At 66.4% G+C, this 23,840-nt stretch carries 23 protein-coding genes; 20 read left to right on the top strand and 3 right to left on the bottom strand.

What is annotated here, in order from left to right; translation table 11 throughout:
* The first annotated feature begins 59 nt into the window (after positions 1–59).
* From AC5STI_RS19515 to AC5STI_RS19445, 15 genes are all read left to right on the top strand, one after another.
* The gene (locus AC5STI_RS19515) at positions 60–845 is read left to right on the top strand and encodes a hypothetical protein (protein ID WP_495447928.1); all 786 of its coding nucleotides are present in this window, start codon (positions 60–62) and stop codon (positions 843–845) included.
* A 48-nt stretch (positions 846–893) separates the two neighbouring features.
* Positions 894–1,625, top strand: a complete 732-nt coding sequence (locus AC5STI_RS19510; protein WP_495447927.1) for a ZIP family metal transporter — start codon at positions 894–896, stop codon at positions 1,623–1,625.
* A 134-nt stretch (positions 1,626–1,759) separates the two neighbouring features.
* Positions 1,760–1,921: a hypothetical protein gene (locus AC5STI_RS19505; RefSeq protein ID WP_495447926.1), complete on the top strand. Its 162-nt coding sequence runs from the start codon at positions 1,760–1,762 to the stop codon at positions 1,919–1,921.
* A gap of 272 nt (positions 1,922–2,193) precedes the next feature.
* Positions 2,194–3,405 (top strand): plasmid partitioning protein RepA, encoded by a 1,212-nt coding sequence (gene repA / locus AC5STI_RS19500; protein ID WP_495447925.1) that lies wholly within the window; start codon positions 2,194–2,196, stop codon positions 3,403–3,405.
* A complete protein-coding gene (repB, locus tag AC5STI_RS19495) occupies positions 3,402–4,418 on the top strand; it encodes a plasmid partitioning protein RepB (RefSeq protein ID WP_475046302.1) in 1,017 nt (338 codons plus the stop codon). The genes repA and repB overlap by 4 nt, the downstream gene beginning before the upstream one ends.
* 181 nt (positions 4,419–4,599) lie before the next feature.
* Positions 4,600–5,844: a plasmid replication protein RepC gene (gene repC / locus AC5STI_RS19490; protein WP_495447924.1), complete on the top strand. Its 1,245-nt coding sequence runs from the start codon at positions 4,600–4,602 to the stop codon at positions 5,842–5,844.
* 122 nt (positions 5,845–5,966) lie between these two features.
* Positions 5,967–6,887 (top strand): DnaJ C-terminal domain-containing protein, encoded by a 921-nt coding sequence (locus tag AC5STI_RS19485; protein ID WP_495447923.1) that lies wholly within the window; start codon positions 5,967–5,969, stop codon positions 6,885–6,887.
* A 4-nt stretch (positions 6,888–6,891) separates the two neighbouring features.
* Positions 6,892–7,191 (top strand): chaperone modulator CbpM, encoded by a 300-nt coding sequence (locus AC5STI_RS19480; protein WP_475046308.1) that lies wholly within the window; start codon positions 6,892–6,894, stop codon positions 7,189–7,191.
* 3 nt (positions 7,192–7,194) lie between these two features.
* The gene (locus AC5STI_RS19475; RefSeq protein ID WP_495447922.1) at positions 7,195–7,917 is read left to right on the top strand and encodes a DUF5765 domain-containing protein; all 723 of its coding nucleotides are present in this window, start codon (positions 7,195–7,197) and stop codon (positions 7,915–7,917) included.
* Between the two features lie 70 nt (positions 7,918–7,987).
* The gene (locus AC5STI_RS19470; RefSeq protein ID WP_495447921.1) at positions 7,988–8,968 is read left to right on the top strand and encodes a zinc-dependent alcohol dehydrogenase family protein; all 981 of its coding nucleotides are present in this window, start codon (positions 7,988–7,990) and stop codon (positions 8,966–8,968) included.
* Positions 8,969–8,990: 22 nt separating this feature from the next.
* Entirely contained in the window at positions 8,991–11,426 is a 2,436-nt protein-coding gene (locus AC5STI_RS19465) for a Lon protease family protein (protein ID WP_495447920.1), read from the top strand.
* Positions 11,416–12,156 carry a hypothetical protein gene (locus AC5STI_RS19460; protein ID WP_495447919.1) on the top strand — a complete coding sequence of 247 codons (741 nt, stop codon included), beginning with the start codon at positions 11,416–11,418 and terminating at the stop codon, positions 12,154–12,156. Before AC5STI_RS19465 ends, AC5STI_RS19460 begins: the two co-directional genes overlap by 11 nt.
* A gap of 98 nt (positions 12,157–12,254) precedes the next feature.
* Positions 12,255–12,764, top strand: coding sequence for a hydrolase (locus tag AC5STI_RS19455; protein WP_495447918.1), 510 nt, complete (start codon positions 12,255–12,257; stop codon positions 12,762–12,764).
* 24 nt (positions 12,765–12,788) lie between these two features.
* Positions 12,789–13,160 (top strand): hypothetical protein, encoded by a 372-nt coding sequence (locus AC5STI_RS19450; protein WP_495447917.1) that lies wholly within the window; start codon positions 12,789–12,791, stop codon positions 13,158–13,160.
* 39 nt (positions 13,161–13,199) lie between these two features.
* Positions 13,200–14,147, top strand: coding sequence for a 1-phosphofructokinase family hexose kinase (locus AC5STI_RS19445; protein ID WP_495447916.1), 948 nt, complete (start codon positions 13,200–13,202; stop codon positions 14,145–14,147).
* Here AC5STI_RS19445 and ppsA read toward each other — a convergent pair.
* Complete coding sequence (gene ppsA / locus AC5STI_RS19440; protein ID WP_495447915.1) at positions 14,144–16,525, bottom strand: phosphoenolpyruvate synthase; 2,382 nt, start codon at positions 16,523–16,525, stop codon at positions 14,144–14,146. The genes AC5STI_RS19445 and ppsA overlap by 4 nt on opposite strands.
* A gap of 138 nt (positions 16,526–16,663) precedes the next feature.
* Here ppsA and AC5STI_RS19435 point away from each other — a divergent pair, with 138 nt between their 5' ends.
* The 3 genes from AC5STI_RS19435 to AC5STI_RS19425 are packed head-to-tail and all read left to right on the top strand — an operon-like array spanning position 16,664 to position 17,828.
* Positions 16,664–17,029 (top strand): GerW family sporulation protein, encoded by a 366-nt coding sequence (locus AC5STI_RS19435; protein WP_259969855.1) that lies wholly within the window; start codon positions 16,664–16,666, stop codon positions 17,027–17,029.
* A gap of 2 nt (positions 17,030–17,031) precedes the next feature.
* On the top strand, positions 17,032–17,571 hold the full coding sequence (locus AC5STI_RS19430; RefSeq protein ID WP_495447914.1) for a DUF2953 domain-containing protein: 540 nt from the start codon (positions 17,032–17,034) through the stop codon (positions 17,569–17,571).
* Entirely contained in the window at positions 17,568–17,828 is a 261-nt protein-coding gene (locus AC5STI_RS19425; protein WP_495447913.1) for a hypothetical protein, read from the top strand. The genes AC5STI_RS19430 and AC5STI_RS19425 overlap by 4 nt, the downstream gene beginning before the upstream one ends.
* A 15-nt stretch (positions 17,829–17,843) precedes the next feature.
* Here the strand turns inward: AC5STI_RS19425 and AC5STI_RS19420 are convergent, their stop codons facing one another.
* Both AC5STI_RS19420 and AC5STI_RS19415 read right to left on the bottom strand, forming a co-directional pair.
* Positions 17,844–18,233: a c-type cytochrome gene (locus tag AC5STI_RS19420; RefSeq protein ID WP_495447912.1), complete on the bottom strand. Its 390-nt coding sequence runs from the start codon at positions 18,231–18,233 to the stop codon at positions 17,844–17,846.
* A gap of 143 nt (positions 18,234–18,376) precedes the next feature.
* Positions 18,377–19,996 (bottom strand): Na/Pi cotransporter family protein, encoded by a 1,620-nt coding sequence (locus AC5STI_RS19415; protein ID WP_495447911.1) that lies wholly within the window; start codon positions 19,994–19,996, stop codon positions 18,377–18,379.
* Positions 19,997–20,111: 115 nt separating this feature from the next.
* Here AC5STI_RS19415 and acsA point away from each other — a divergent pair, with 115 nt between their 5' ends.
* Both acsA and pdhA read left to right on the top strand, forming a co-directional pair.
* Entirely contained in the window at positions 20,112–21,845 is a 1,734-nt protein-coding gene (gene acsA, locus AC5STI_RS19410) for an acetate--CoA ligase (protein ID WP_495447910.1), read from the top strand.
* Complete coding sequence (gene pdhA, locus AC5STI_RS19405) at positions 21,842–23,839, top strand: pyruvate dehydrogenase (acetyl-transferring) E1 component subunit alpha (RefSeq protein WP_495447909.1); 1,998 nt, start codon at positions 21,842–21,844, stop codon at positions 23,837–23,839. Before acsA ends, pdhA begins: the two co-directional genes overlap by 4 nt.
* Position 23,840: the final 1 nt, after the last annotated feature.

Raw genomic sequence — 23,840 nt, 5'->3', positions numbered from 1 at the left:
CCCCTGCCCTGACCGGAAATCCGCCGGGAACCGGCACGGGGGCAGCCGCGTTATCCTGTATGGGTTTTGCCGTTCTGGGCATATGCGCGCTGCTGGCCGTCTTTGCCGATTTCCTGCTGACGACCGTGGCAATCACCGACCGCAAGCTGCCGTCCCGGCGGGTGTCCCGGGCCGCGTGGCAGGTCTTGCGGCGCATTCTGCCGCACAGTGCCGGCGGGCGCACCGTGATCGGGCCGCTTGTGCTGTCGTCCATTGCCGCATTCTGGATATCCGGCACCGCTTTTGCCTGGCTGCTCATCTTTCAGGGGTCAGAGACGTCGGTCGTGCTCAGCGGCAGCCGCCAGCCGGCCGGGTGGCTGATGGACCTGGGCTTTGTCGGGGAGTCCCTCTCAACGCTTGGCGGCGGCAACAGCAAGCCGGGGTCCCCGGGCTGGGAGCTGGCGACCGTTCTGGTCGGCGTCAATGGCATGATCGTGTTGACCCTGTCGGTCAGCTTTGTTCTCAACACCACCCAGACCGTCACCGCCGGGCGCGCCTTTCTCGCCCATGCCGCAGCCAGCCAGGAATTGGGCAACAGCCCCGCCGATGAGCTGAAACCGCTGGCGGATCTGGTGTCCGCCTTGAACAGCGTCCCCCACGCCCTCTATTTTTCCGCGCCCGATCCGGCCTTCCGCCTCCCCGAAGGGCTTGTCCGGTTCGCCGCCAACTGGCAGGAGAAGCGCGGCGATCTCAACGGCTTGCGCACCATCCTCAGCGGCCTGCCGAATTTCGAGGTGCCCGCCGAAGGGGATGACACTGAATTTCTCGCCCGCCTGCGGGACTGGTCGGCGGGCTTCAAGTTCTAAACCCCTGCCCTGCGGGAACATTTTCCCTGCGGTGCGCATTACCCCTATATGATCGCTGCCAGCTTTGCCTTCGCCGCCCTGTTTGCCGCCATTCACCTGTCCATCGGATGGCTGACTTTTCTCGACCGCACCCCGCGCAGCAGGTGGCTGTCCGCCGCCGGCGGGGTGTCCGTCGCCTATGTGTTCCTCCACATCCTGCCGGAGCTTGCCGCCCACCAGAGTATCTTCTCAGAAGAGCTGGAGCTGTCCCCCTCCAAGGCCGAGGAGGCAGTCTACCTCTCGGCACTCGGCGGGCTGGTTCTGTTCTACGGTCTTGAAAAACTGGTGAAAAGCGCCCGCCGCAGGGATGCCGCTAGCGGCCAGGGGACTGCGCCCGGCAGCGGCGATTTCTGGCTCCATACCGGCTCCTTCGCGCTTTACAACGCGATCACCGGCTATCTGCTCACCAACCGGGAAACCGCGGGCGCCTGGTCCCTTCTGGCCTTCGGCGTGGCCATGTCGCTGCATTTCGTCACCACCGATTTCGGCCTGCGCCAGGACCACAGCCACAAATACGACCGCACCGCCAGATGGATCATCGCCGGCGCGGTGCTGGGCGGCTGGGCGATCGGCGTCAGCGTGCACCTGCCGGAACTGTGGCTCGGCTTCCTGTTTGCCTTCCTGTCCGGCGGGATCATCCTCAACGTCCTCAAGGAGGAGCTGCCGGAGGAGCGCGAAAGCCGCTTCTGGCCCTTCGCCGCCTCGGCACTGGCCTATGCCGCGATCCTGCTGGCCGCATAACCCCGCCGCCGCACGCTCCGCAGGCCGCCGCGGAGGAACCAATCCGGCCGCACGGCGTTGACTCCCCATAGCCCGGATGCCCTGCCAGACCGCCCCGCGGCGGCACGGCGCCCGGCCCGCAACAGGAGAACCCCATGACCAAGCAACAGCCGAAACATGATGTCATCGAAGGTCTGAAGGGCTCGGAGCAGCACCACCCGCTGAAAAACCGCCCCGGCGAAAAGGGCGACCCCGACCACACCGACCCGAAGTCCGGAAAAGCGGACTCCGAAGAAAAGTCCAAAGACGACTCGTGACGCCGCGCCCGCACGCGGCACCTTCTGCCAGGCCACGGGGCACCGTCCTGACCCCGGTTTAAGGCCTGGCGCCCTGCCCCTTCCGCCTGCCAACTATAGAAAACGCTTGCACGAATCCCGTTCTTTGGCCAATAGTCACGGAAAAGAGGCGGCAAACGCCAAATTCCGTGAACACGGCCCGGGCAGAAAACACGGTCACAGACACGACCGGCCCAACGGGTCAGACCGCGGAACACGAGGCAGAGCGGCGCAAACGGCAGGCAAAAGGGCAGATGGATCATACATACACTCCGGAGGATCTCAACGCGGTCATCCGCCAGCACTCCGAATGGATTGCGGCCCAGCTGCACGCACAGCGCGAGAGCCTGTTCCCCCCGAACGCTTCCAAGACCATGCGCAAATTCACCTCGGGCGAGGCCGCGGCCCTGCTCGGGGTCAATGATTCCTACCTGCGCAAGCTGCATCTGGACGGCAAAGGCCCTTCGCCCGAACTGACCGCCGGCAACCGCCGCCAATATTCCGCCGAGGACATCCAGGAGCTGCGCGTGCTGCTGGAGAAAACCGCCCGCAAGCCCGGCGACTACCTGCCCGGCCGCCGCCCCAGCCCGGAGGACGGCGAAGGCTATGCCGATCACATGCAGATCATCGGCGTGATGAACTTCAAGGGCGGCTCCGGCAAGACCACCACCTCCGCCCACCTGGCACAGCGCCTGGCGCTCAAGGGCTACCGGGTGCTGGCCATCGACCTCGACCCGCAGGCGTCGCTGACCGCCCTGCACGGCGTCCAGCCGGAGTTCGACCTCAAGGACGGCGGCACCCTCTATGACGCCATCCGTTACGAGGACCCGGCCCCGATCCAGTCGGTGATCCGCAAGACCTATATCCCGAACCTCGACCTGATCCCCGGCAACCTCGAACTGATGGAGTTCGAGCATGACACCCCCCGCGCCCTGGCCCAGGGCAGCGCCGGGCTGTTTTTCTTCCGGGTCAAAGAGGCTCTGACACAGGTCGATTCCGACTATGACGTGGTGGTCATCGACTGCCCGCCGCAGCTCGGCTTCCTCACCATGTCGGCGCTCTCCGCCGCCACCGGCGTGCTGGTGACGATCCACCCGGAGATGCTCGACGTGATGTCGATGTCGCAATTCCTGCGCATGACCGCCGATCTGATGGACGTGATTGCCCAGTCCGGCGCCGACATGAGCCACGACTGGATGCGCTACCTGCTCACCCGGTACGAGCCGTCGGATGCGCCGCAAAACCGCATCGTTGCCTTCCTGCGCACGATGTACGGCGACAAGGTGCTGAATGCGCCGATGCTGAAATCCACCGCGATTTCGGACGCGGGCCTCACGAAACAGACCCTGTACGAGGTCGAACGCAGCGCCTTCACCCGCTCCACCTATGACCGCGCGGTCGAAAGCCTGAACGCGGTCAACGACGAAATCAGCCAGCTCATTCAGGAAACCTGGGGGCGTTCATGACCAGCAGCAAGAAATCCCGTCTCTCGATGCTCGACAGCCTGGCCGCGGCCGGCGCGCCGGTGGCCTCCCCTGCCCCGGCCTCTTCGATGATGTCCAGCAACCGTGCCCTGCGCTCGGCCCGCGACGCGGTGGATTCCCACCGTGTCTGGGACCTGGAACCGCATCAGATCGAAGACACGCGGATCCATGACCGGCTCGACCCGGAAGACGTCATCGACCTGCGCGACGCAATTGAGGCCAACGGCCAGACCGTGCCGATCCTGGTGCGCCGCCACCCGTCGGAGCCCGACCGCTACCTGCTTGTCTACGGCCGCCGCCGCCTGGAGGCGATCCGCGCCTCCGAGAAGGTCACCAAGGTCCGGGCCCTGGTCGCCAATCTGGATGAAGACGCCGCTGTGCGCGCCCAGATCTCCGAAAACATGGCGCGCCGCGACCTCTCCTTCATCGAAAAGGCGCTGTTTGCGCAGGAGCTGGTCGAGAACGGCTTTGGCAACCAGTCGCAGGTGGCCGAGGTGCTGACAGTCACCAAATCCTCAGTCTCGATGGCCATCGCCATTGCCGAGGCGGTCGGCCCCGATCTGATCCGTGCCATCGGCCCGGCCCAGGGCATCGGCCGCCCCCGCTGGGACGCTCTGGCCAAGGCAATTGCCGACACGGGTGCCGACCGCGAGGCGCTGATCCGCATCGCCGAGCAGGAATACACCAATTTCGCCGTAGAAGCCGCAACCGAAGGCGCAGAGGCCGCGCCCGCCGACCCCTCGCTGCTGGCTTTTGAGGCGGTGTTCAAGGCCGCAGTCCCCTCCCCTGCCCCGCAAGCCAAGCCGGAACGCAAGGCGCGGACGCTCGCGCAGCCGCTCACCGTAGATGGCCGCCGCAGCGCCACCCTGCGCCGCACCGCCAAGGGCGTAAGTCTGGAGCTGCCGGGCGGCGGCTTTGCCGACTGGCTGGAGGCTGAGGCCCAGACACTGATTGAAGAGCTTCACGCGCGCTGGCAGTCGCGCGGCGAAGGTTAAATGATAACAATAACTTAGGAGGCACAGAGCAGGCAAAAAAGAAGGCCCCGCAAAACCGAAGCTCCACGAGACCAACTTGTTTCTAGCACTCTCAAGTTAGTGGCCGGAGCCTATAACCGCAAGTCCAAAGCGATTCGCGGGCCGGTATTTTTTTGTCTTTCGTGATGATGACATGGGATATATGCCCCTCACGCCTTTTGGGCGAACGGTGGATGCTGTCCTGCTGAAACACCAGCAGGCCGCCGCCGAACACTCCCCTATGCAGTCTGACGTCAGCAAATGGGACGCCCTGCGCGAACTGGCAGCCGCCCGCAAGGCGTACGGTCTCAGCGACCGCGACCTCTCGGTGCTGCAGGCGCTGATGTCCTTTCTCCCCGGCAAGACGGTTGCCCCCCGGCCCGGCGTGACGGTTGTGCATCCCTCCAATCGGGCGATCTGCGAGCGGCTGAACGGCATGCCCTGCTCCACCATGCGCCGCCACATGGCCAAGCTGGTCTCCGCCGGCATGCTGATCCGCCGCGACAGCCCCAACGGCAAGCGTTATGTGCGCCGCTACCAGGGTGAGCGGGTGGCCTATGGTTTCGACCTCTCCCCCCTCGCCTTCCGCTTTGCCGAGTTCTCGGATATGGCGGAGGCCGAACGCGCTCAGGAGACCCGCATCAAGCAGCTGCGCGAAACCGTCAGCCTGATGCGCCGCGACCTCCTGAACCTCGCTCTCTGCGGCGCTGCCGATCATCCTGAGCTGACCCTCTGGGACCAGTTCCACGACCTCGCCCAGCTCACCGCGCGCGACCTCCGCCGCAAGCTGGGAGCCGACGATCTGGAAGACCTCAGGACCCGTCTTGCAGCCGCCCTGACCGACACCAAACGCCTTTTAGAGCCTGTCTGCGCAGAAGATTTGGGCACCAGTGACGCCCAAATTGAGCACCACTGTCAGAATTCAAAGAAAGACTCTTTTGAATCTGAACAGACCGCTAACGCAGCGCACGCCCCGGAAACAGAATCAAAAGACGAAACCGGTTATGCTGAGAAACCCGCAGCAGACAGGCCAGTGACTCGTGACATTCCACCCCAAACGCCTGAGGCCACTGCCCCCAGTGGACCAAGCCTCCCTCTCCGCCTGATCCTCGCCGCCTGCGGTGAGATCCGCGGTTACGCCGATGGCACAATCCGGCACTGGAGCGACCTGATGCGTGCTGCTGACACCGTGCGCCCGATGATGGGGATCTCCGCAGCCGTCTGGGAAGAGGCCAAGACTGCAATGGGCGCAGCGGAAGCCGCCACCGTGGTCGCCGCCATGTTGGAAAGGTTCTCCGAAATCCGCTCGCCCAGCGGTTACCTCCGGCATCTCAGCGCCAAAGCCGCGTCGGGTGGCTTCACCAGCACGCCCATGGTCATGGCCCTCACCCGCCAGGCCGCAGCGTAGGAGTTCACAGCTGTGAACTCCCTGCTCTCCCCTGCCCGGTCCGGATGGTATGATCCGGATCAACCCGAGATCCGCTCCGCCGTGGCAAACTGCGGCGGCAAAGATGCGGGGAGAGTGGCAGCATGGAATACCGGGACTACTACGAAATCCTTGGGGTCACTCCGGATGCAAGTTCGGAACAGATCAAGCGAGCCTACCGCCAGCTTGCCAGGAAATACCACCCGGACATCAATGCCACGGCAGAAGCCGAAGAGAATTTCAAAGATGTCAACGAAGCCTACGAAGTGCTGAAAGACCCGGAAGCCCGATCAGCTTACGATCATCTGGGTAAACCCGGGCCCGAAGCTCGAGACGGTTTCCAGCCCCCGCCCGGATGGGAAAGCGGCTTTGAATTCACCGGGGGCAGGCCGCAGGGTGCGGAAGCCTTCAGCGACTTCTTCGAGTCCCTCTTCCGGCGCCAGGGGCAGCCGTTCGACCGGGCCGGTCAAGATCAGCACGCCCGCCTTCAGCTGGACATCGAAGACGCCTACCGCGGGGCAACCCGGGTTCTGACGCTCCGGGTACCGCAGGCGGCGGCGGATGGCACGGTGCATCTGCAGGACCGCAGCATCACCGTTCATGTCCCCAAAGGGATCCTGGAAGGCCAGCACATCCGGCTGCCTGGCCAAGGATCGGTACCCCCGGGCGGAGGCGCCGCGGGCGATCTGTTTCTGGAGGTGAGCTTTGCCCCTCATCCGGTTTACCGGGCTGACGGCAGGGACCTGTATCTGGAACTGCCCGTGACCCCATGGGAAGCGGCATTGGGTGGCAAGGTTATGATGCCTACGCCGGACGGCAAGGTCGCGCTGACCATCCCGGCAAATGCCCGCGGCGGCCAGAAGCTGCGGCTGAAGGGCAAAGGTCTTCCCGGCACGCCGCCCGGGGACATCTATGCCACGCTCAGGATCGTGAACCCCGAGGTGACAACGGAGGAGGCGCGCGCGTTCTTTGAACAGATGGCCCGCGAGGTGCCGTTCAACCCGCGTGCTGGTATCGGAGGATAGACGCATGAAACCCGCAACCGCCAAAACTGCAGTCGTCGTCAGCCTGTCGCTGGATGAGCTGTGCCGGTTTTGCCATGCTGACAGGAACTGGGTCATTGAACTGGTCGAACATGGGGTGCTGGAACCCGAGGGGGCCACGATCCAGAGCTGGCAGTTCCACAGTGTAAGCATTGCCCGCGCCAAGAAGGCGCGGCGGTTGAACCAGGACCTGGGGGTCAATGCCGCCGGGGTGGCGCTGGTGCTGGATCTGCTGGCCGAGCGGGAAGAGATGCTGCGGCGGCTGGCCGCCTTTGACGACCGCTAGCGGATGTGCTGGAGCCTGGAAGCCTCGGCCGCGATGGCGGTCGCCGGGACTGCCGCGGCGGTGGTGTGCTGGCGGCAAGGCCAGCCTTTGGCGGTTTGGGCAGCGCTTGGTTACTTCACGGTTATGGAAGTGTTGCAGCTCGCGGGGTACCTGACCGTCAACGACTGCAGTTCCGCCGCGAACAAGGGCACGACGCTGTTGTCGTATTTGCACATTGCTTTTCAACCCATTGTAATCAATGCGTTTGTGCTGGAACTCGTGCCTGCCGCCGTCAAGCGGCGCTGCCGGTCCTGGGTTTTGGCCCTGAGCTGCGCTGCCACAGGTGTCATGCTGCTGCAGCTGGTGCCGTTGCCTGCCTTGGGCACCTGCGCTGCTGGGGCCCCGATGTGCGCAGAGGTTCTTTGCACCGTGTCCGGGAATTGGCACATCGCTTGGAATGTGCCATATAACGGGCTGCTGGTGCCGCTGGACAACGCGCTGGGGGTACAGTCCGGCTTTCCGGTTTACATGGCGGCCGTGTTCCTGATGCCGCTGGTATATGGGGCCTGGCGCTTTGTGCTGATGCACGCCGCAACCGGGCCGGTGCTGGCCTGGGTGCTGACCAGCAACCCGGATGAAATGCCCGCCGTCTGGTGCCTGTTTTCAATCGTGATCCTGTGCATCGGGCTGAGCCCATGGGTGCGCGGGGCCGTCTCGGCCAGCAGTTGGTGGGGCGTGCGCGTGTGACCGGCGGGTTGATCCTGATCACTGCGCCGGGAACTGGCTTGCGGTATTCTGAAATGCGGGGAGACGCAGAATGCGTGCAATGGTTTTCCATAAGGCAAGTGAGCCGCTGCGGCTGGAGGAGATTGCCCAGCCGGAACCCGGGCCGGGGGAGGTGCTGATCCGGGTAGAAGCCTGCGGTGTGTGCCGGACCGATCTGCATATCTTTGACGGTGATTTAACCGAACCGAAGGTGCCGCTAATCCTGGGGCACGAGATTGTTGGCCGGATCGCGGCCCTGGGTCCGCAGGCCGAGGGGCTGGAGACCGGCCAGCGGGTCGGCGTGCCCTGGCTGGGCGCGACTTGCTGCCACTGCCGCTATTGCCGGGAGGGGCAGGAGAACCTTTGCGATGCGCCGGAGTTCACCGGTTACACCCGCAACGGCGGCTTTGCCGAGGCCTGTGTGGCAGACGCGCGGTATGTGTTTCCGCTGGGCGGCGGCGATCCGGTTGCACAGGCGCCGCTGCTGTGCGCCGGGCTGATCGGCTACCGCAGCTATCGCATGGCGGGCGAGGGCCGTAACATCGGTTTGTACGGATTTGGCGCTGCGGCGCATATTCTGACCCAGCTGGCGGTCTGGCAGGGCCGCAAGGTGTTTGCGCTAACGAAGCCGGGTGATACCGAAGCGCAGGCGTTTGCCCGCAGCTTGGGCGCGGCCTGGGCGGGCGGGTCTGATGAACTGCCTCCGGAACCGCTGGATGCGGCAATACTCTTTGCGCCGGTGGGCAGCCTGGTGCCTGCGGCCCTGAAGGCCGTGCGCAAGGGGGGCAGGGTGGTCTGCGGCGGCATCCACATGAGCGATATCCCCGCCTTTCCCTATGCCGATCTGTGGGGCGAGCGGCACATTCTGTCGGTTGCCAATCTGACCCGGCAGGACGGCGAAGAATTCCTGCCGCTGGCCGCCGAGGCGGGCATCGCCACCGAACACCGCGCCTATGCGCTGGAAGACGCCAACCAGGCGCTGGAAGACATGCGGCAGGGCCGATTGCAGGGCGCCGCGGTTCTGGTGCCCTGATCCCGGAAACAAGGAGAGCGCTATGGCTGTAAATCACGGACCGGACCCATTGACGGCAGCCAGTCTGCGGCCTGTGCTGCCGGACACCGGGCTGCGTTTCAAGCTGACGGATGAGCTGGACGGCGCGGAGGAGTGGCTGGGGCAGGACCGGGCGGTGGATGCGATCCGGATGAGTGCCACGGTCCCCCATGAGGATTTCCATGTCTTTGTTCTGGGCCAGCCCGGCAGCGGCCGCCATGCGATTGCCCAGTCGATCCTGGCCGGGATCGCGAAGGACAGGCCGGTGGCTTGCGACTGGGTCTATGTCAACAACTTCGAACTGCCGCACAAACCGGTGGCGATCCGGCTGCCGGCGGGATCGGCCAGCCGCCTGCGCAGGATGATGGAAACGCTGGTTGATGACCTGGCCAACCAGATCCCGGCGCTGTTTGAGTCGGAGGATTACCAGACCCGGCGGCGGACCATCGAGGAGGATTTCTCGGCGGAGCATGAACGCGAGATGGCGGAGATCTTTGACGATGCCCGCGCCCGGAATGTTGCCATTCTGCGCACGCCGGTGGGGTTCAGTTTTGCCGGGGAGCGTGACGGGAATGTGCTGACGCAGGAGGAGTTCGAGGCGCTCACGGATGAGGAGCGGGAGGAGCTGGAGGCCGCGATCGAGAGCGTCCAGCAGCGGATCTCGGATGTGCTGAAATCCGTGCCCAAGCGCGAGAAGGAGCACCGGCGGCAAGTGGAGCAGCTGAACTATCAGCTGGCCTCGCGCGGGGTGGATGAGGCGATCCGCGATGTGCAGAAGGCGTTTGCCGATGACGCGGCGGTTCAGCGGTATCTGGAGGCGGTGCGCAGCGATCTTGTTGAGAACGCAGAGCTGTTCCTGATGGGCGAAAGCGAGGACTCCGCCGGCCCGTTCCCGGTGGCGACCAGCAAGCGGTTCGAGGAGCCGCAGTTCCAGCGCTACCGGGTCAATGTGATGGTGTCGAACGGCAGCAGCGGCCAAGGCGCGCCGGTGGTCAAGGAAGAGCTGCCGACGATGGCCAATCTGATCGGGCGCATCGAATACGCCTCGGAGATGGGGGCGCTGGTCACCAATTTCACGATGATCAAGCCGGGTGCGCTGCACCGGGCCAACGGCGGCTATCTGGTGCTGGACGTGCGCCAGGTGCTGAGCGAGCCGCTGGCCTGGGATGCGCTGAAGCGCTGTTTGAGGACCGGGGAAATTTCCATCTATTCGCCCGGCGAGCGGCTGAGCATGGTGTCGACGGTCTCGCTGGAGCCGGACCCGGTGCCCTTGAGCGTGCGGGTGGTGCTGATCGGGGAGCGGATGCATTACTATTTGCTGTCCGCCTTGGATCCGGATTTCCTGCAGCTGTTCAAGCTGGAGGCCGATTTCGACGATCACCTGCGGCTGGAGGGCGGCGGATCGGTGGAGGGGTACGCGCATCTGATCGCCCGGCTGGCCAGGCATGCTGGGACCCGGCCGCTGGATCAGCCTGCGGTTGATTCTGTGCTGCGGGAAAGCATGCGCATGACCGGGGATGCAGAGCGGCTGACGCTGAATTTCAGCCGCTTGTCGGACCTGCTGCGGGAGGCGGAGTTCTGGGCCGGCAGCGGCGGCAGCGCGCATATCGGGCCGGAGCATATCGAACGCGCGGTGGCGGAGAAGGAGCGCCGGGCCGGGCGGGTGCGCGAGCTGGGGCTGGAGACGATCCAGCAGGGCACGGTGATGATCGACACGGACGGCGCGCGCGTCGGCCAGATCAACGCGCTGTCGGTGCTGCAGATCGGCGATTACAGTTTCGGCAAGCCGTCGCGGCTGACGGCGCGGACCCGGCCGGGCACCGGCAAGCTGGTGGATATCGAACGCGAGATCGAGCTGGGCGGGCCGATCCATTCCAAGGGGATGCTGATCCTGCAGGGCTATCTGGCGGCCGCGTATGCCACCCGCGCGCCGCTGTCGCTGTGGGCCAGCCTGGTGTTCGAGCAGAGCTATGGCGGGGTGGAGGGCGACAGCGCCTCGGCGGCGGAGCTGATTGCGCTGCTGTCGTCGCTAGCGGAGGTGCCGCTGGATCAGTCCTTTGCGATCACCGGGTCGGTCAACCAGTTCGGTGATATCCAGGCGATTGGCGGGGTGAACCAGAAAATCGAAGGGTTCTTTGACGTGTGTGATGCCCGCGGCCTGACCGGCAGGCAGGGGGTTCTGATCCCGGCCGCCAATGTGCGCAACCTGACGTTGCGTCAGCGCGTCGTTGATGCGGTGGAGGCGGGCCGGTTCCGCATCTTCCCGATGACCTCCGTCACCGACGGGATCGCGGTGCTGACCGGCCTGGAGGCCGGGGAGCGGGGCGCCGACGGGGTGTTTCCGGAAGGCAGCCTGAACCGGCGGGTGGAGGAGCGGCTGCAAGGATTTGCCGACATCCGCAAGTCCTTTGCAAAGGAGGCCAGCGGCAATGCGACATGATGCGGAAAGGGCAGGGGAGGGGGGCCGCGCCAGGGTGATCCTGGGCGCCAGCTGCTATCCGGATGCGGAGGCGGCGCTGGCGCTGGCGCTGGAGCTGGCCCGTCAGATGGGGGCGGAGCTGCATGGGGTCTTTGTCCGCGAGACGGCGGTTCTGGCCGCGGGATATGCGCATTCCCGGGTGGTGACCTATTCGGGGCAGCGGGAAAGCGGGCTGACCGCCGCCGCAATCTCCAAGGCGTTCCGGGCGGATGCCCGGCGGTTTGAGGGCCTCCTGGCGCGCCGGGCCAAGGCTGCGGCGCTGGTCAGTTCGTTCCGGGAGGCTGAGGGCCATGTGCAGGAGGAGCTGCGCCGGTCGGCAGAGGCGGGCGATATCATCATTTCCGGGTTCAAGCCGATCCTGCGCGCCGCCGGCTGCATTGCCGTGATCCTGGCGGAAGGGCAGGGGGTGCCGGGATTTGCACTGCGGCTGGCGCGCAAGACCCGCAAGCCGCTGGTGGCACTGATCGCCTGCACTCCCGGTACTGAGCAGGACCTCGGAGCCGGATCCGCAGGGCCGCCGGGCGATGTGGCAGAAACCCGGCTCTGCGCGCTGCCCGGTGTGCTGCTGCGGCAGCTGGAGCACATGAGCCCGGCTGCGGTGATTGTCGCGGCGCCGCTGGCGGACCTGCCGCCGGCGGCCCGCATCCAGGAGGCGGCGCGCTGTCCGCTGGTCATCCAGAGCGGCGGTTAGGGCGGCTGCCGGGGCAGCGGCGGATTGATGCAAATCATTTCGGCGCGCGGTTACGGGCATAGACTGACGGCATCCTGGGAAAACGGGAGGGGAGAGGCATGGAGACCAACTGCCTGCCGAAGATGGACATGACGGACAACACGACCGGCTGCTGCCCCAGGTTCAAGCCGCAAGGGTGGGACGGCCGCAATCTGCATTTTGACAAGAAGCCGTTCGCGCGGGCCAAGACGCGCAGTCTGCTGCATATCCCTTTGAATATGGGGCAGGTCTTTGCACGGGTGCAGAAGCATATCGAAGACGCCGGCGCGCAGGACCCCGAGGGGTACTTGGTCCTGAGCCGGGATTTGTCCCACGCGGAAGCGGAGCATTTCTTTGCGGTGACCGGCAAGGTGCCCGGGGAAGAAATGAAAGAGATCAGCGGCGATTTCATCACCCGGGTGTTCGAAGGCCCTTACCGCAGGGCCAAGGACTGGGTGCATGACATGGAGGTTGCCGCCGAAGCGGGCGGCAAAACCGCGGGGCGCATATTCATGTTCTATACAACCTGCCCCAAATGCGCCCGGGCCTATGGAAAGAACTATGTCATCGGCGTTGCCGAAGTCAGTTGACGAGTCACTCAGCGGGAGGTGGTTATGCAAGATCCGGAACTGGAAATCCTGATTGAACGGCTGGAAAGCCGATCGGACCTGACCCTGGCGGATTTTGACGGCGTGCTGCATGCGCTGGCGTTTCTGCTGCCGGATGCGGTGCCGCGGGATGAACACGCCGCGCAGCGGATCGGCACCGCGGATGGGGCGATGCATGTGGCAGATGATGCCTTTCCGGACTGGGACGTGCATATCCGCGGCCGCGCCTATGGCAAGCATGGCCGCTGGCACTGCACCTTGCGGGAAAACGATGCCCGGGACAGCGATGCGGCCATTGGCCTGGGCCAGTCGCCGGTTCTGGGTCAGGCCATCCTGGCGGCGGTGCTGCGGCTGGCGATGATCCTGAAAAAGGACTGAAGTGATGCGGCCCGGTGTGTTGCCAGGGAAAGGAAGCGGATGTCCCGGATTTTGACAATCACTCTCAACCCGGCGGTCGACTTGGCAACGTCGATCAAGCGGGTGGTGGCTGGCCCCAAGCTGTATTGCAAAGCGCCGCGGGTGGACCCCGGCGGCGGCGGGGTGAATGCGGCCCGGGCAATCCGCAAGCTGGGCGGCGAGGTGACGGCGCTGGTGGCGGTTGGCGGCGCCATGGGCGAGCAATTGCTGCAGCTGCTGGTGGCGGAGGACGTGCTGGCGGTCGCGGTCCATGTGCCTGGCGAAACCCGGCAAAGCTTTGCCGTGACGGATGAAACCACCGGCGAGCAGTTCCGCTTCAGCGTTCCGGGCGAGACGATGACGGCGGACGATGGTGCCCGGCTGCTGAGCGCGATTGCGCAGGCGGCGCCGCGGGACGGCTATGTGGTGCTGAGCGGCGGCGTGACGCCGGGGCTGGCCGATGATTTCCCGCAGCAGGTGCTGGCGGCGATCGCGCCGCGCACGGGCAAGCTGGTGGTCGATACCTCCAAGGCGGCGCTGGCGCATCTGCTGGCGGCGCCGGGCAAGCCCGTGCATGTGCTGCGGCTGGACCAGCGGGAGGCGGAACAGGCAGCGGGGCACGCGCTGCCCGCGGTTGCGGATAGCCTGGCGTTTGCCCAGGACCTGATTGCACGCGGGGGGGCGGAGATCGTCGTGGGCGGGCGCGGTGCCGAAGGGTCGGTTCTGGCCACCGGGGACCAGCGGTTTTTCTGCCGCGCGCCTTATGTGGAGGTGCAAAGCAAGATCGGGGCAGGGGATGCCTTTACCGGTGCGCTGACGCTGGCGCTGTCGCGCGGCGAGGCGCTGGAACAGGCGCTGCGCTGGGGTGTTGCCGCGGCCAGCGCCACGGTCGGCACCGAGGGCACCGCGCTGTTTGAACGCGGCCAGGTGGAGGCGCTGCTGCCGCAGTGCGGGGTTGAGGCGGTCTAGCCCGCGTCTTCGGCCTTGGCGGCGTTGCGCAGGACCTGCACGAAGCTGTCGGGGGTGACTGAGATGCTGTCGATGCCGAACTCCACCAGGCGGCGGGCATAATCCGGGTTGTTGCTGGGCGCCTGGCCGCAGAAGCCGACCTTGGATCCCGCCTTATGCGCCTCGCGGATCACCGTTTCAATCATCCACAGCACCGCAGGGTCGTCCTCGCGGAACAGGCCGGCCAGCGCCTCGGAGTCGCGGTCGATGCCGAGCGTCAGCTGGGTCAGGTCGTTGGAGCCGATGGAGAAGCCGTCGAACCGTTCGGCAAATTCCGCCGCGCGCAGGACATTGGAGGGGATTTCGCACATGACGTAGACCTCCAGCCCGTCCTGGCCGCGTTTCAGGCCGTGCTCTGCCATCACCGCCAGTACCTTGTCGGCTTCCTCCGGGGTGCGGCAGAAGGGGATCATCACGATCACGTTTTTGAAACCCATCCGGCCGCGCAGGCGGGCAATCGCCTGGCACTCCAGCGCAAAGCCGTCGCGGTATTCGTCCGAGTAGTAGCGGGAGGCGCCGCGGAAGCCGATCATCGGGTTTTCCTCGGCGGGTTCAAAGGCTTGCCCGCCCAAGAGGTCAGCGTATTCGTTGGTCTTGAAATCGCTCATCCGGATGATCACCGGCTTGGGGTGGCAGAAGGCGGCGATCCGCGACAGGCCGCGGGCGAGGCGGTCAGTGAAGTATTCGGTCCTGGGGCCGTAGCCTGCGGTCAGCGCCTCGATCGCGGAGCGGGTTTCGGGGTCCTGGACTTGATCGAAGCGGGCCAGCGCCATCGGATGGACGCGCACCGCGTTGCTGATCACGAATTCCATCCGCGCCAGCCCGACGCCGTCCACCGGCAGCCGCCACCAGCGCAGCGCGGCGCCGGGGTTGGCGAGGTTGAGCATGATTTTGGTCTTGGGCCGGGGCAGGTCCGCCAGCGACTCCTCGGTGACGGCGATCTTCGACAGGCCCTCGGTCACGACGCCCTGTTCGCCGCCGGCGCAGGAGACCGTGACGTCCTGCTGATCGTGCAGAACCTCGGTAGCGTTGCCGCAGCCGACGATGGCGGGCAGGCCGAGCTCGCGGCTGATGATGGCGGCGTGCGAGGTGCGGCCGCCGCGGTCGGTCACGATGGCGGCGGCGCGTTTCATGATCGGCACCCAGTCCGGGTCGGTGGTGCCGGTCACCAGCACCGAGCCGTCCTTGAACCGGGTGATGTCAGCCGCGCTTTCGATGATCGACACCCGGCCTGCGACCGCGCCGCTGCCGACGCTGAGCCCGGTCAGCAGAACCGGCCCCGGATCCACGACCGAATAGGACCGGAGGGTGCCGATGGCGGCGCGCGACTGGACGGTTTCGGGCCGGGCCTGCACGATGTAGATCCGGCCGCCGGCCCCGTCGCGGGCCCATTCCATGTCCATCGGGCAGCCGTAGTGATCCTCGATCACCTTGGCCTGGCGGGCCAGCAGCAGGATATCCTCGTCGCTGAGGACATATTGCGCCCGCTCGGCCTTGGAGGCGGGCACGTTGCGCGGGGTGCCGTCGCGGTCCTGGATCATCTTGATGGCCTTAGCCCCCAGCCGCTTTTCCAGGATCGGCGTCAGGCCGGGAGTATCCAGAAACGGTTTGAAGACCTGGTATTCGTCCGGGTCGACGGCGCCCTTTACCACGTTTTCGCCCAGCCCCCAGGCGGCGTTGATCAGGACCGCATCGGGAAAGCCGGATTCGGTGTCGATCGAGAACATCACCCCGGCGCCGCCGGTGTCGGCGCGCACCATCTGCTGCACCCCGACCGACAGTGCAACCTTCATGTGATCGAAGCCGTGGATCTGGCGGTAGGAGATGGCCCGGTCGGTGAACAGTGAGGCATAGCATTTGCGGCAAGCCTCCAGCAGCGCCTGCTCGCCGCTGACGTTCAGGTAGGTCTCCTGCTGGCCCGCGAAACTGGCCTCCGGCAGGTCCTCGGCGGTGGCGCTGGAGCGCACCGCCACGGGCACATCCGGCTGTCCTGCCGCGGCGCTGAGGCTGCGGTACTGGGCGAGGATCGCCTGCGCGGTCTTTGCGGGCCAGTCGCCGGCCAGGATCAGGGCACGGATCGCCTTGCCCGCCTTTTGCAGCGTCGTCCGTCCTGCATCCAGCGCGTCCAGTTCCTGGTAAATCCGGGCTTCCAGTTTGTTGGCGGCCAGGTAACCGCGGTAGGCGTCGGCGGTGGTGGCAAACCCCGGCGGCACGTGGATGCCCTTGGCGCCAAGCGCTTGGATCATCTCTCCCAGAGAGGCGTTCTTACCGCCGACCAAGCCGGTATCGGTGCGTTTCACCTTGTCGAAGCTGATCACGAGCGCGGGGGATTGGGCCATGTCCGGTCTCCGGTCCTGTGCGGGTTGGCTCATAATGCCATGAATCCCCGAAGGCCGATTGATGCCGCTCAATCCGCGCGGGCTGACCGGCTGATAGGGTCGCCGCGTTGACTGTTATTTTGGTGAAAGGTGAGCGGGATGGAAAATGTCGAACGGCTGCTGAAGGGCACGGTGGAGGAACTGGACCGCCTGCTGAATGCCAAGAATGTTCTGGGAGACCCGATCGAGAAGGGCGAGGCGACGGTCATTCCCATTGTCAGCTACGGGTTCGGCTTTGGAGCCGGCGGCGGTACGGACACCAAGACCGGCGAAGGCGCGGGCACCGGGGCGGGCGGCGGTATCAAGCCGCTGGGCGCTATCATCATCGACCAGCGCGGTGCGCGGGTTGAATCGGTGCAAGGCGCGATGACGACGCTGGCGGCAGTGCTGGGCGATGCCGCCGGAAAGGCCATCGAGACGGCGGCGCAGACGGCCGGGGCCAAAGGCGGGAAGGGGCAGGGCTGACCGTGGCGGGGCTGGGCGCAGCGTTGGGCGTGCTGCTGGCGGCGCTGCTCCTCGGGATCGTTCTGGTGCTGGTGTCGCCGCTCAGGATTGAGCTGGTGCTGCGCAAGGACACGGCGCTGGTGTTTTCGGCGGCGCTGCGGCCGCTGGGCGGGTTCGGCCCGCGGATCGGGCTCTCCGGCAGGCGGAAACCGCCCGCCGAGGCCAAAAAGCCGGGCCGCAAGCGGCCGTTCGATGCCCGCAGGCTTGTCCCTGCGGCGTTGCGGCTGGCGGCGGCGGTGCTGCGCCGCATCCGCGTCCGCTCGCTGATCTTGGACGCGAAATTCGGGTCGGGCGATCCGGCGGAGACTGGGCAGCTTTATGGGATGCTGGCGCCGCTGGTGTACGGGAGCCTGCCTGCCCGGCGGCTGCAGGTGAGCCTGAAGCCGGTCTTTGACCGGGCGGTCCTGTCCGGACGGGCCGAACTGGACGTTTCCGTGGTGCCGGCAGCGCTGATCGGGCCGGCGGTGCGGTTCGGCTGGGACGCCTTCGGGCCGGTCCGGTGAGCTGGGTGGTCGACCCGCCGGTCCGGGCCGGGGCGCTGGCCTTTGCGGCGGTGTGCCGGGTTGTTCGGTTCAGCCGCAACAGGGCGGCGGCGGCCGTTTACAGCGCGGAAAAGCGGCCCGTGCTGATCCTGGCTTTTCACCGAGGCGCGGTGACGGGAGCCGGGATTGACGGCAAAAGCTATTCTGCCGCGGAAATCGAGGAGAGCTTTCCGCAGGCCATTGCCAGAACGCAGGCCCGGCTGAAGCAGGGTCAGTGAAGCCCCGCTGAGGGGTTATTCGGCCTGGACTGACTGCAGGTAGGCGATGACATTTGCCAGCGGCAGGCCGGTCATCATCGGCTGGCCGCTGGGCAAGGCCAGCGCGACCTGCTGGTCGGAGTCCAGAACCGGGCCGAACAGCGGCATCTCGCCGCCGTGGGCGAGCACCGGCGCGCGGCCATCCACCTGGCGGGCGACGGCCTCCAGCGGGAAGGTGCCGCCGTTGCGGGCTGTGAGCCGGGTGAGGTCCGGCGTTTCGATCGCCAGCATTTCCGCCATCGGGCCGTTCCCCGTGGCCTCGCGGCCATGGCACTGCCAGCAATAGGTCCGGTAGAGATCCCGCCCGTCCTGCGGGTCCGGTTCCTGCGCGCCGGCGGCGCCAGCGGCTGCAAATATCAAAAGCATCGTGCGAAAGAACACCGGTATCATTCTCCTCTGCCGTGGTCCCCGTTGCGGCGAGTATAGGGGACGCCGCCGGGCTGCGGCTTTAACCTGCCTCAAGTCCCAGTCTTCAGGCCGTGCTAACCCGCCCGCCCATGCGGCGGGTCTCAGTCCAGACCGGTATCTGTGTCCTCGCCCGCCTCCGCCTTGAGGCGGGGGCCGGGACCACTGTTTTCCAGCAGGTTCAAATGCACCCGTATGCGCCAGAGGTGGTATGCCACCCTGTGCAGCCAGCGGACCGCATCCAGCCGGGTCCAGGCGGTTTCGTCCGGCAGGGTGCCGTCTGCGGCCTCGGAGATCAGCCGGTCCCTTTGCGATCTGCGCTGCGCACGCATGATGCGGCGGACACGGTCCAGCAGCCTTTCGCATTTGTCAGGGCTGCCGGCGTCTCCGGCATCGGCGGTTGCCAGGTCCAGCAGCCCGGTGAGACGCCGCAGCCGCGCGTCGTTCGGCAATTCGCTGATCCGGTCGGTTTGCGTGCAGCGGTACAGCAGCCGGTCCAGGTGATCCAGGGTGTGGTACATCCCCTTGATATCGGCAAACTCCGCGCTGGCATTGCCGGAGAGTTCGATCTTGTCGAGGTAGGTGCTGGTTTCGGTGACGGCGGAGGAAAGGTGGCCCCACTCGTAACTGCTGCTGGCCGGGAGGGGAGCGCCGGTGAGGGTTCTGAGGTAAAGAATGGCTGCTGCCGTGACCCGGTTCACGGCCACTTTTGCGGCGGCGGTCGCGGCGGCCGGATCGCTCAGGATCAGGTGGTCCAGCGATTGCGTCAGCGCCGCGCCGCGGTCGGGGATCAGAAACTCGATCAGCCGCGCAAAGGGGCGCGCGAAGGGCAGGATCAGGATCACGCCAAGGAGGTTGAAGAGGCTGTGAAAGGCGACCAGGGCCGTCAGGGAGTCCCCGGCGCCGGCCCAGTAGGATACCGCGGCGGCAAACGGCCCGAGCAGGAAGAACGCCATGGCACCGGTCATCAGGTTGTAGACCACATGGGCAAAACCGGTGCGCCGGGCCATGGTGCCGCCGCCCAGGGTGGCGAGAACCGCCGTGAAGGTGGTGCCGACGTCCATCCCGATGACCAGCGCCGCGGCCTGCGGGAAATTCACCGCTCCGGCGCTGAGAGCCGCCAGGGCGGTGGCGACGCCCGCGCTCGACGACTGGGTGACCAGGGTGATCAGGACGCCTATCGCCACCAGTTTCAGCCGACCTGCCCAGCTGTCAGAGGGAAAATCGGCCGGGGTGACGATGCCTTGGAAGGCCTCAAGCCCGGATTTCATCTGCTCGATGCCGATGAAGATCAGGCTGAAACCCGCCAGCGCCTGGCCGAGATAGGAGACTTTGCGCTTGCCGGACAGCGCCAGCAGGGCGCCCACCAGGATCACCGGGAGCATGGCCTGGCCGAGGTCGAGCTTGAAGCCCAGGATGGCGACCAGCCAGCCGGTCATCGTGGTGCCGATGTTGGCGCCGAAGATGATCCCGAGCGCCTGCGGAAATGTGAGCAGGCCGGAGGCGACAAAGCCGACGGCGGCGACGGTGGTGGCGCTGGAGGACTGGATCGCCGCGGTGGTCACAGCGCCGGTGGCCGCGCCGGTGGCGGGGGTGGAGGTGAACCGGCCCAGAATGCTGCGCAGGCGGGCCCCGGCAAGTGTCTTGAGGCCGCCGGTCAGCAGCAGCATTCCGATCAGAAAGAGGCCGATGCCGCCAAGCGCCGGCAACACATTCCAGTACATTTGAAACAGAGTGCCAGAATAGCTGCGGCTCAGCAAATCCGGCGCCTGCCGCCCGATTGATGCGGGTTATAGCGGCGCACCCGGTCCCGGGGGAACATGGGGCCGGGAGGATGCCATGCAGGATGACCGCAAGACAGGGGATAAGGGCCCGCGCGCCGGGCAAGTGCCCGCAGCGGGCGGCGAGGGCAGCCGGTGGGCCGGGACCGAGAAACTGGTCAGCGGGCTGAATGGCGGGCTGAACATTGCGCATGAAGCCGTGGACCGGCACGTGGCTGCGGGCTATGGCGCGCAGACGGCGATCCGCTGGCTGGGCAAGGACGGCAGCCGCCGCGAGCTGAGCTATGCTGACTTGGCCGCGCTGTCCTCGAAATTTGCAAATCTGTTGCGGGACCACGGGCTGAAGCGGGGGGACAGTGTGTTTTCCCTGATGGGCCGGGTGCCGGAGCTGTATGCTTGTGCCGTCGGAACGCTGAAGGCCGGGATGGTCTATACGCCGCTGTTTGCGGCCTTCGGGCCTGAACCCATCCGCACCCGGCTTGAGATCGGGGAGGCGCGGGTGCTGGTCACAACGGCAGCGCTGTTCCGGCGCAAGATTGCGCCTTTGCGGCATCAGCTGCCCTTCCTGAAGCTGGTGCTGGTCGCCGATGACGACGCGCCCGAGGGCTGCGTGGCGCTGGGGCCGGCTCTGGAGCGGGCAGGGGAGAAATTCGAAACGGTGCGCACCGGCGGTGAGGATCCGGCGCTGGTGCATTTCACCTCCGGCACCACCGGCAAGCCCAAGGGCGTGGTGCATGTGCATGGCGCGGTGGTCTATCACGCCTATTCGGGGCGCATCGCGCTGGGGCTGGAGCCCGGCGCGGTCTATTGGTGCACTGCCGACCCCGGCTGGGTCACCGGCACCTCCTATGGCATCATCGCGCCGCTGGTGAACCGGGTGACGATGATCGTGGACGAGGCCGAGTTCGACCTGGAACGCTGGTACAGCATCATAGGGCGCGAGCAGGTCGAGATCTGGTATTCGGCCCCCACCGCCATCCGCCTGATGATGCGGGCGGGCGCGGACGCGGCGGCTAAGTTCGATTTCTCGTCGCTGACATTCCTCGCCAGCGTCGGCGAGCCGCTGAACCCGGAGGCGGTGGAGTGGAGCGGCAAGGTGTTTCCGCACCCCTTCCACGACAACTGGTGGCAGACCGAAACCGGCGGCATCATGATTGCCAACCTGCCGGGCATGGAGGTGAAGCCCGGCTCGATGGGCCAGCCGCTGCCGGGCATCGTGGCGGCCATCCTCAGAGAGGACGGCGGCGGGCTGGCCGAATGCGGGGCAGGGGAGACCGGCGAGCTGGCGCTGCGGCCGGACTGGCCCTCGGTCATGCGGGGGTATCTGCATGAGGAGGAACGGTTCAAGAAATGCTTTGCCGATGGCTGGTACCTGTCGGGCGATTTGGCCACCCGGGATGAGGACGGGTATTACTGGTTCGTCGGGCGCAAGGATGATCTGATCAAGACCTCCGGCCATCTGATCGGCCCGTTTGAGGTGGAAAGCGCGCTGATCGAGCATCCGGGCGTGGCGGAGGCGGCGGTGATCGGCGTGCCGGATGCTGCGGCGGGCGAGATCGTGAAGGCCTATGTCACGCTGAACCCCGGCTATGAGCCCACTGAGGAGCTGGAGCGCGAGGTGCGGGGCCATGCGCGCAAGCGGCTAGGGGCGGCGGTGGCCCCGCGCAGCGTGCTGTTCCGCAACACCCTGCCCAAGACCCGCTCCGGCAAGATCATGCGGCGGCTGCTGAAGGCGCGCGAGCTGGGGCTGCCGGAGGGCGATATTTCCACATTGGAGAGCGATGAGACATGAGCACCCAGGGAAAAACCCGCCTTGACCGCGGCCATGTGCGCGACCTGCTGACGGCGATGATGCGGGTCCGCATGTTCGAGGACGCCTGCGCCGAGCTGTACACCCAGGAAAAGATCCGCGGCTTTCTGCATCTCTATGACGGCGAGGAGGCGGTTGCCGCGGGCGTGATCCCGCTGCTGGCGGAGGGCGACCGGGTTGTGGCCACCTACCGCGAGCACGGCCACGCGCTGGTGCGCGGGGTTCCGATGGATGAGGTGATGGCAGAGATGTTCGGCAAGGCCGAGGGCTGCTCCGGCGGGCGCGGCGGCTCGATGCATCTGTATGATGCGGGGGCGAATTTCTATGGCGGCAACGCGATTGTCGGCGGCGGGCTGCCCCTGGCGGCGGGGCTGGCGCTGGCCGATCATACGCGCGGCGATCCGCATGTCACTGCCTGTTTCTTTGGCGAGGGGGCGGTGGCCGAAGGCGAGTTCCACGAGGCGATGAACCTGGCGGCCCTGTGGGGGCTGCCAGTGCTGTTTGTCTGTGAAAACAACGGCTATGCCATGGGCACGGCGCTGGGGCGCAGCGAGTCCGAGACCGATATCAGCGCCAAGGCCGCAGCCTATGGTGTGGCCGCCGAGGTGGTGGACGGGATGGATGTGGTAGCGGTCGAGACGGCGGCCCGGCGCGCGCTTGCGGACATCCGCGAGACCGGCAAGCCGGTGTTCCTGGAATGCCGCACCTACCGGTTCCGGGCCCATTCTATGTTCGACGCCCAGCTGTACCGGGACAAGGCCGAGGTCGAGGACTGGCGCAAGCGCGGCCCGATCGTGCGCTTCCGCGGCTGGCTGCTGGAGACCGGCTTGATCCATGAGGAGGAAATCGCCGCGATCGAGGCGGAGATCAGGGCGGAGATTGCAGAAGCGGTGCAGTTTGCTGAAGACGGATCGTGGGAGCCGGTGGAAGACCTGACGCGCCATGTTCTGGGGCCGCAGCCCGGCCCGGTTGCGCCGGCGGCGCCCGGCGGGGACACCAAGGCGGTCAGCTACCGGGAGGCGGTGCGCGAGGCGCTGCGTGATGCGATGACGCGCGACGAGCGGGTTTTCCTGATGGGCGAGGATGTGGGCGCCTATGGCGGCTGCTATGCGGTGTCGATGGGGCTGATGGAGGAATTCGGCGAGGCCCGAATCCGGGACACGCCGCTGTCGGAGTCGGGTTTCACCGGCGCCGGGATCGGCGCGGCGATGGCGGGGATGCGCCCGGTTGTCGAGCTGATGACGGTCAATTTCTCGCTGCTGGCCTTGGATCAGATCCTGAACACCGCGGCCACCGTGCGGCACATGTCCGGCGGGCAGTTCGGGGTGCCGCTGGTGATCCGCATGGCCACCGGCGCGGGCAAGCAGCTGGCCGCGCAGCACTCGCACAGTCTGGAGGGGTGGTATGCCCATATCCCGGGGCTGAAGGTGCTGGCCCCGGCCACGGTGGAGGACGCGCGCGGGATGCTGTGGACGGCGCTGTGCGATCCGGATCCGGTGCTGATCTTTGAAAATGTGATGCTCTATAACCATGAGGAAGCGCTGAGCAGCACCGCGGGGCCGGTGGATATCTCAAAGGCCGCAGTCCGCCGCGAGGGGAGCGATGTCAGCCTGATCACCTATGGCGGTTCGCTGTTCAAGACGCTGGAGGCGGCGGAGGAACTGGCGGACTCGGGCATCTCGGCGGAGGTGATCGACCTGCGCAGCCTGCGGCCGCTGGATGACGCTTTGATCCTGGCCTCGGTGGCCAAGACCCGGCGCGCTGTCATTGTCGACGAGGGCTGGCGCTCCGGCTCGCTGGCGGCCGAGATTTCGGCGCGGATCATGGAGCAGGGGTTCTGGACGCTGGACGCGCCGGTCGGTCGGGTCTGTTCGGCGGAGGTGCCGATCCCCTATCCGAAGCATCTGGAAGACGCGGCGATCCCGCAGGTGCCGGCCATCGTGGCGGCGGCGCAGGCGGTCATGGGGGCAGAGTAGG

The sequence above is a fragment of the Leisingera sp. CC-HEC096 genome (assembly GCF_059429235.1).
The sequence above is the reverse complement of the archived record's forward strand: the minus strand, read 5'-3'. Positions and strand labels throughout refer to the sequence as shown.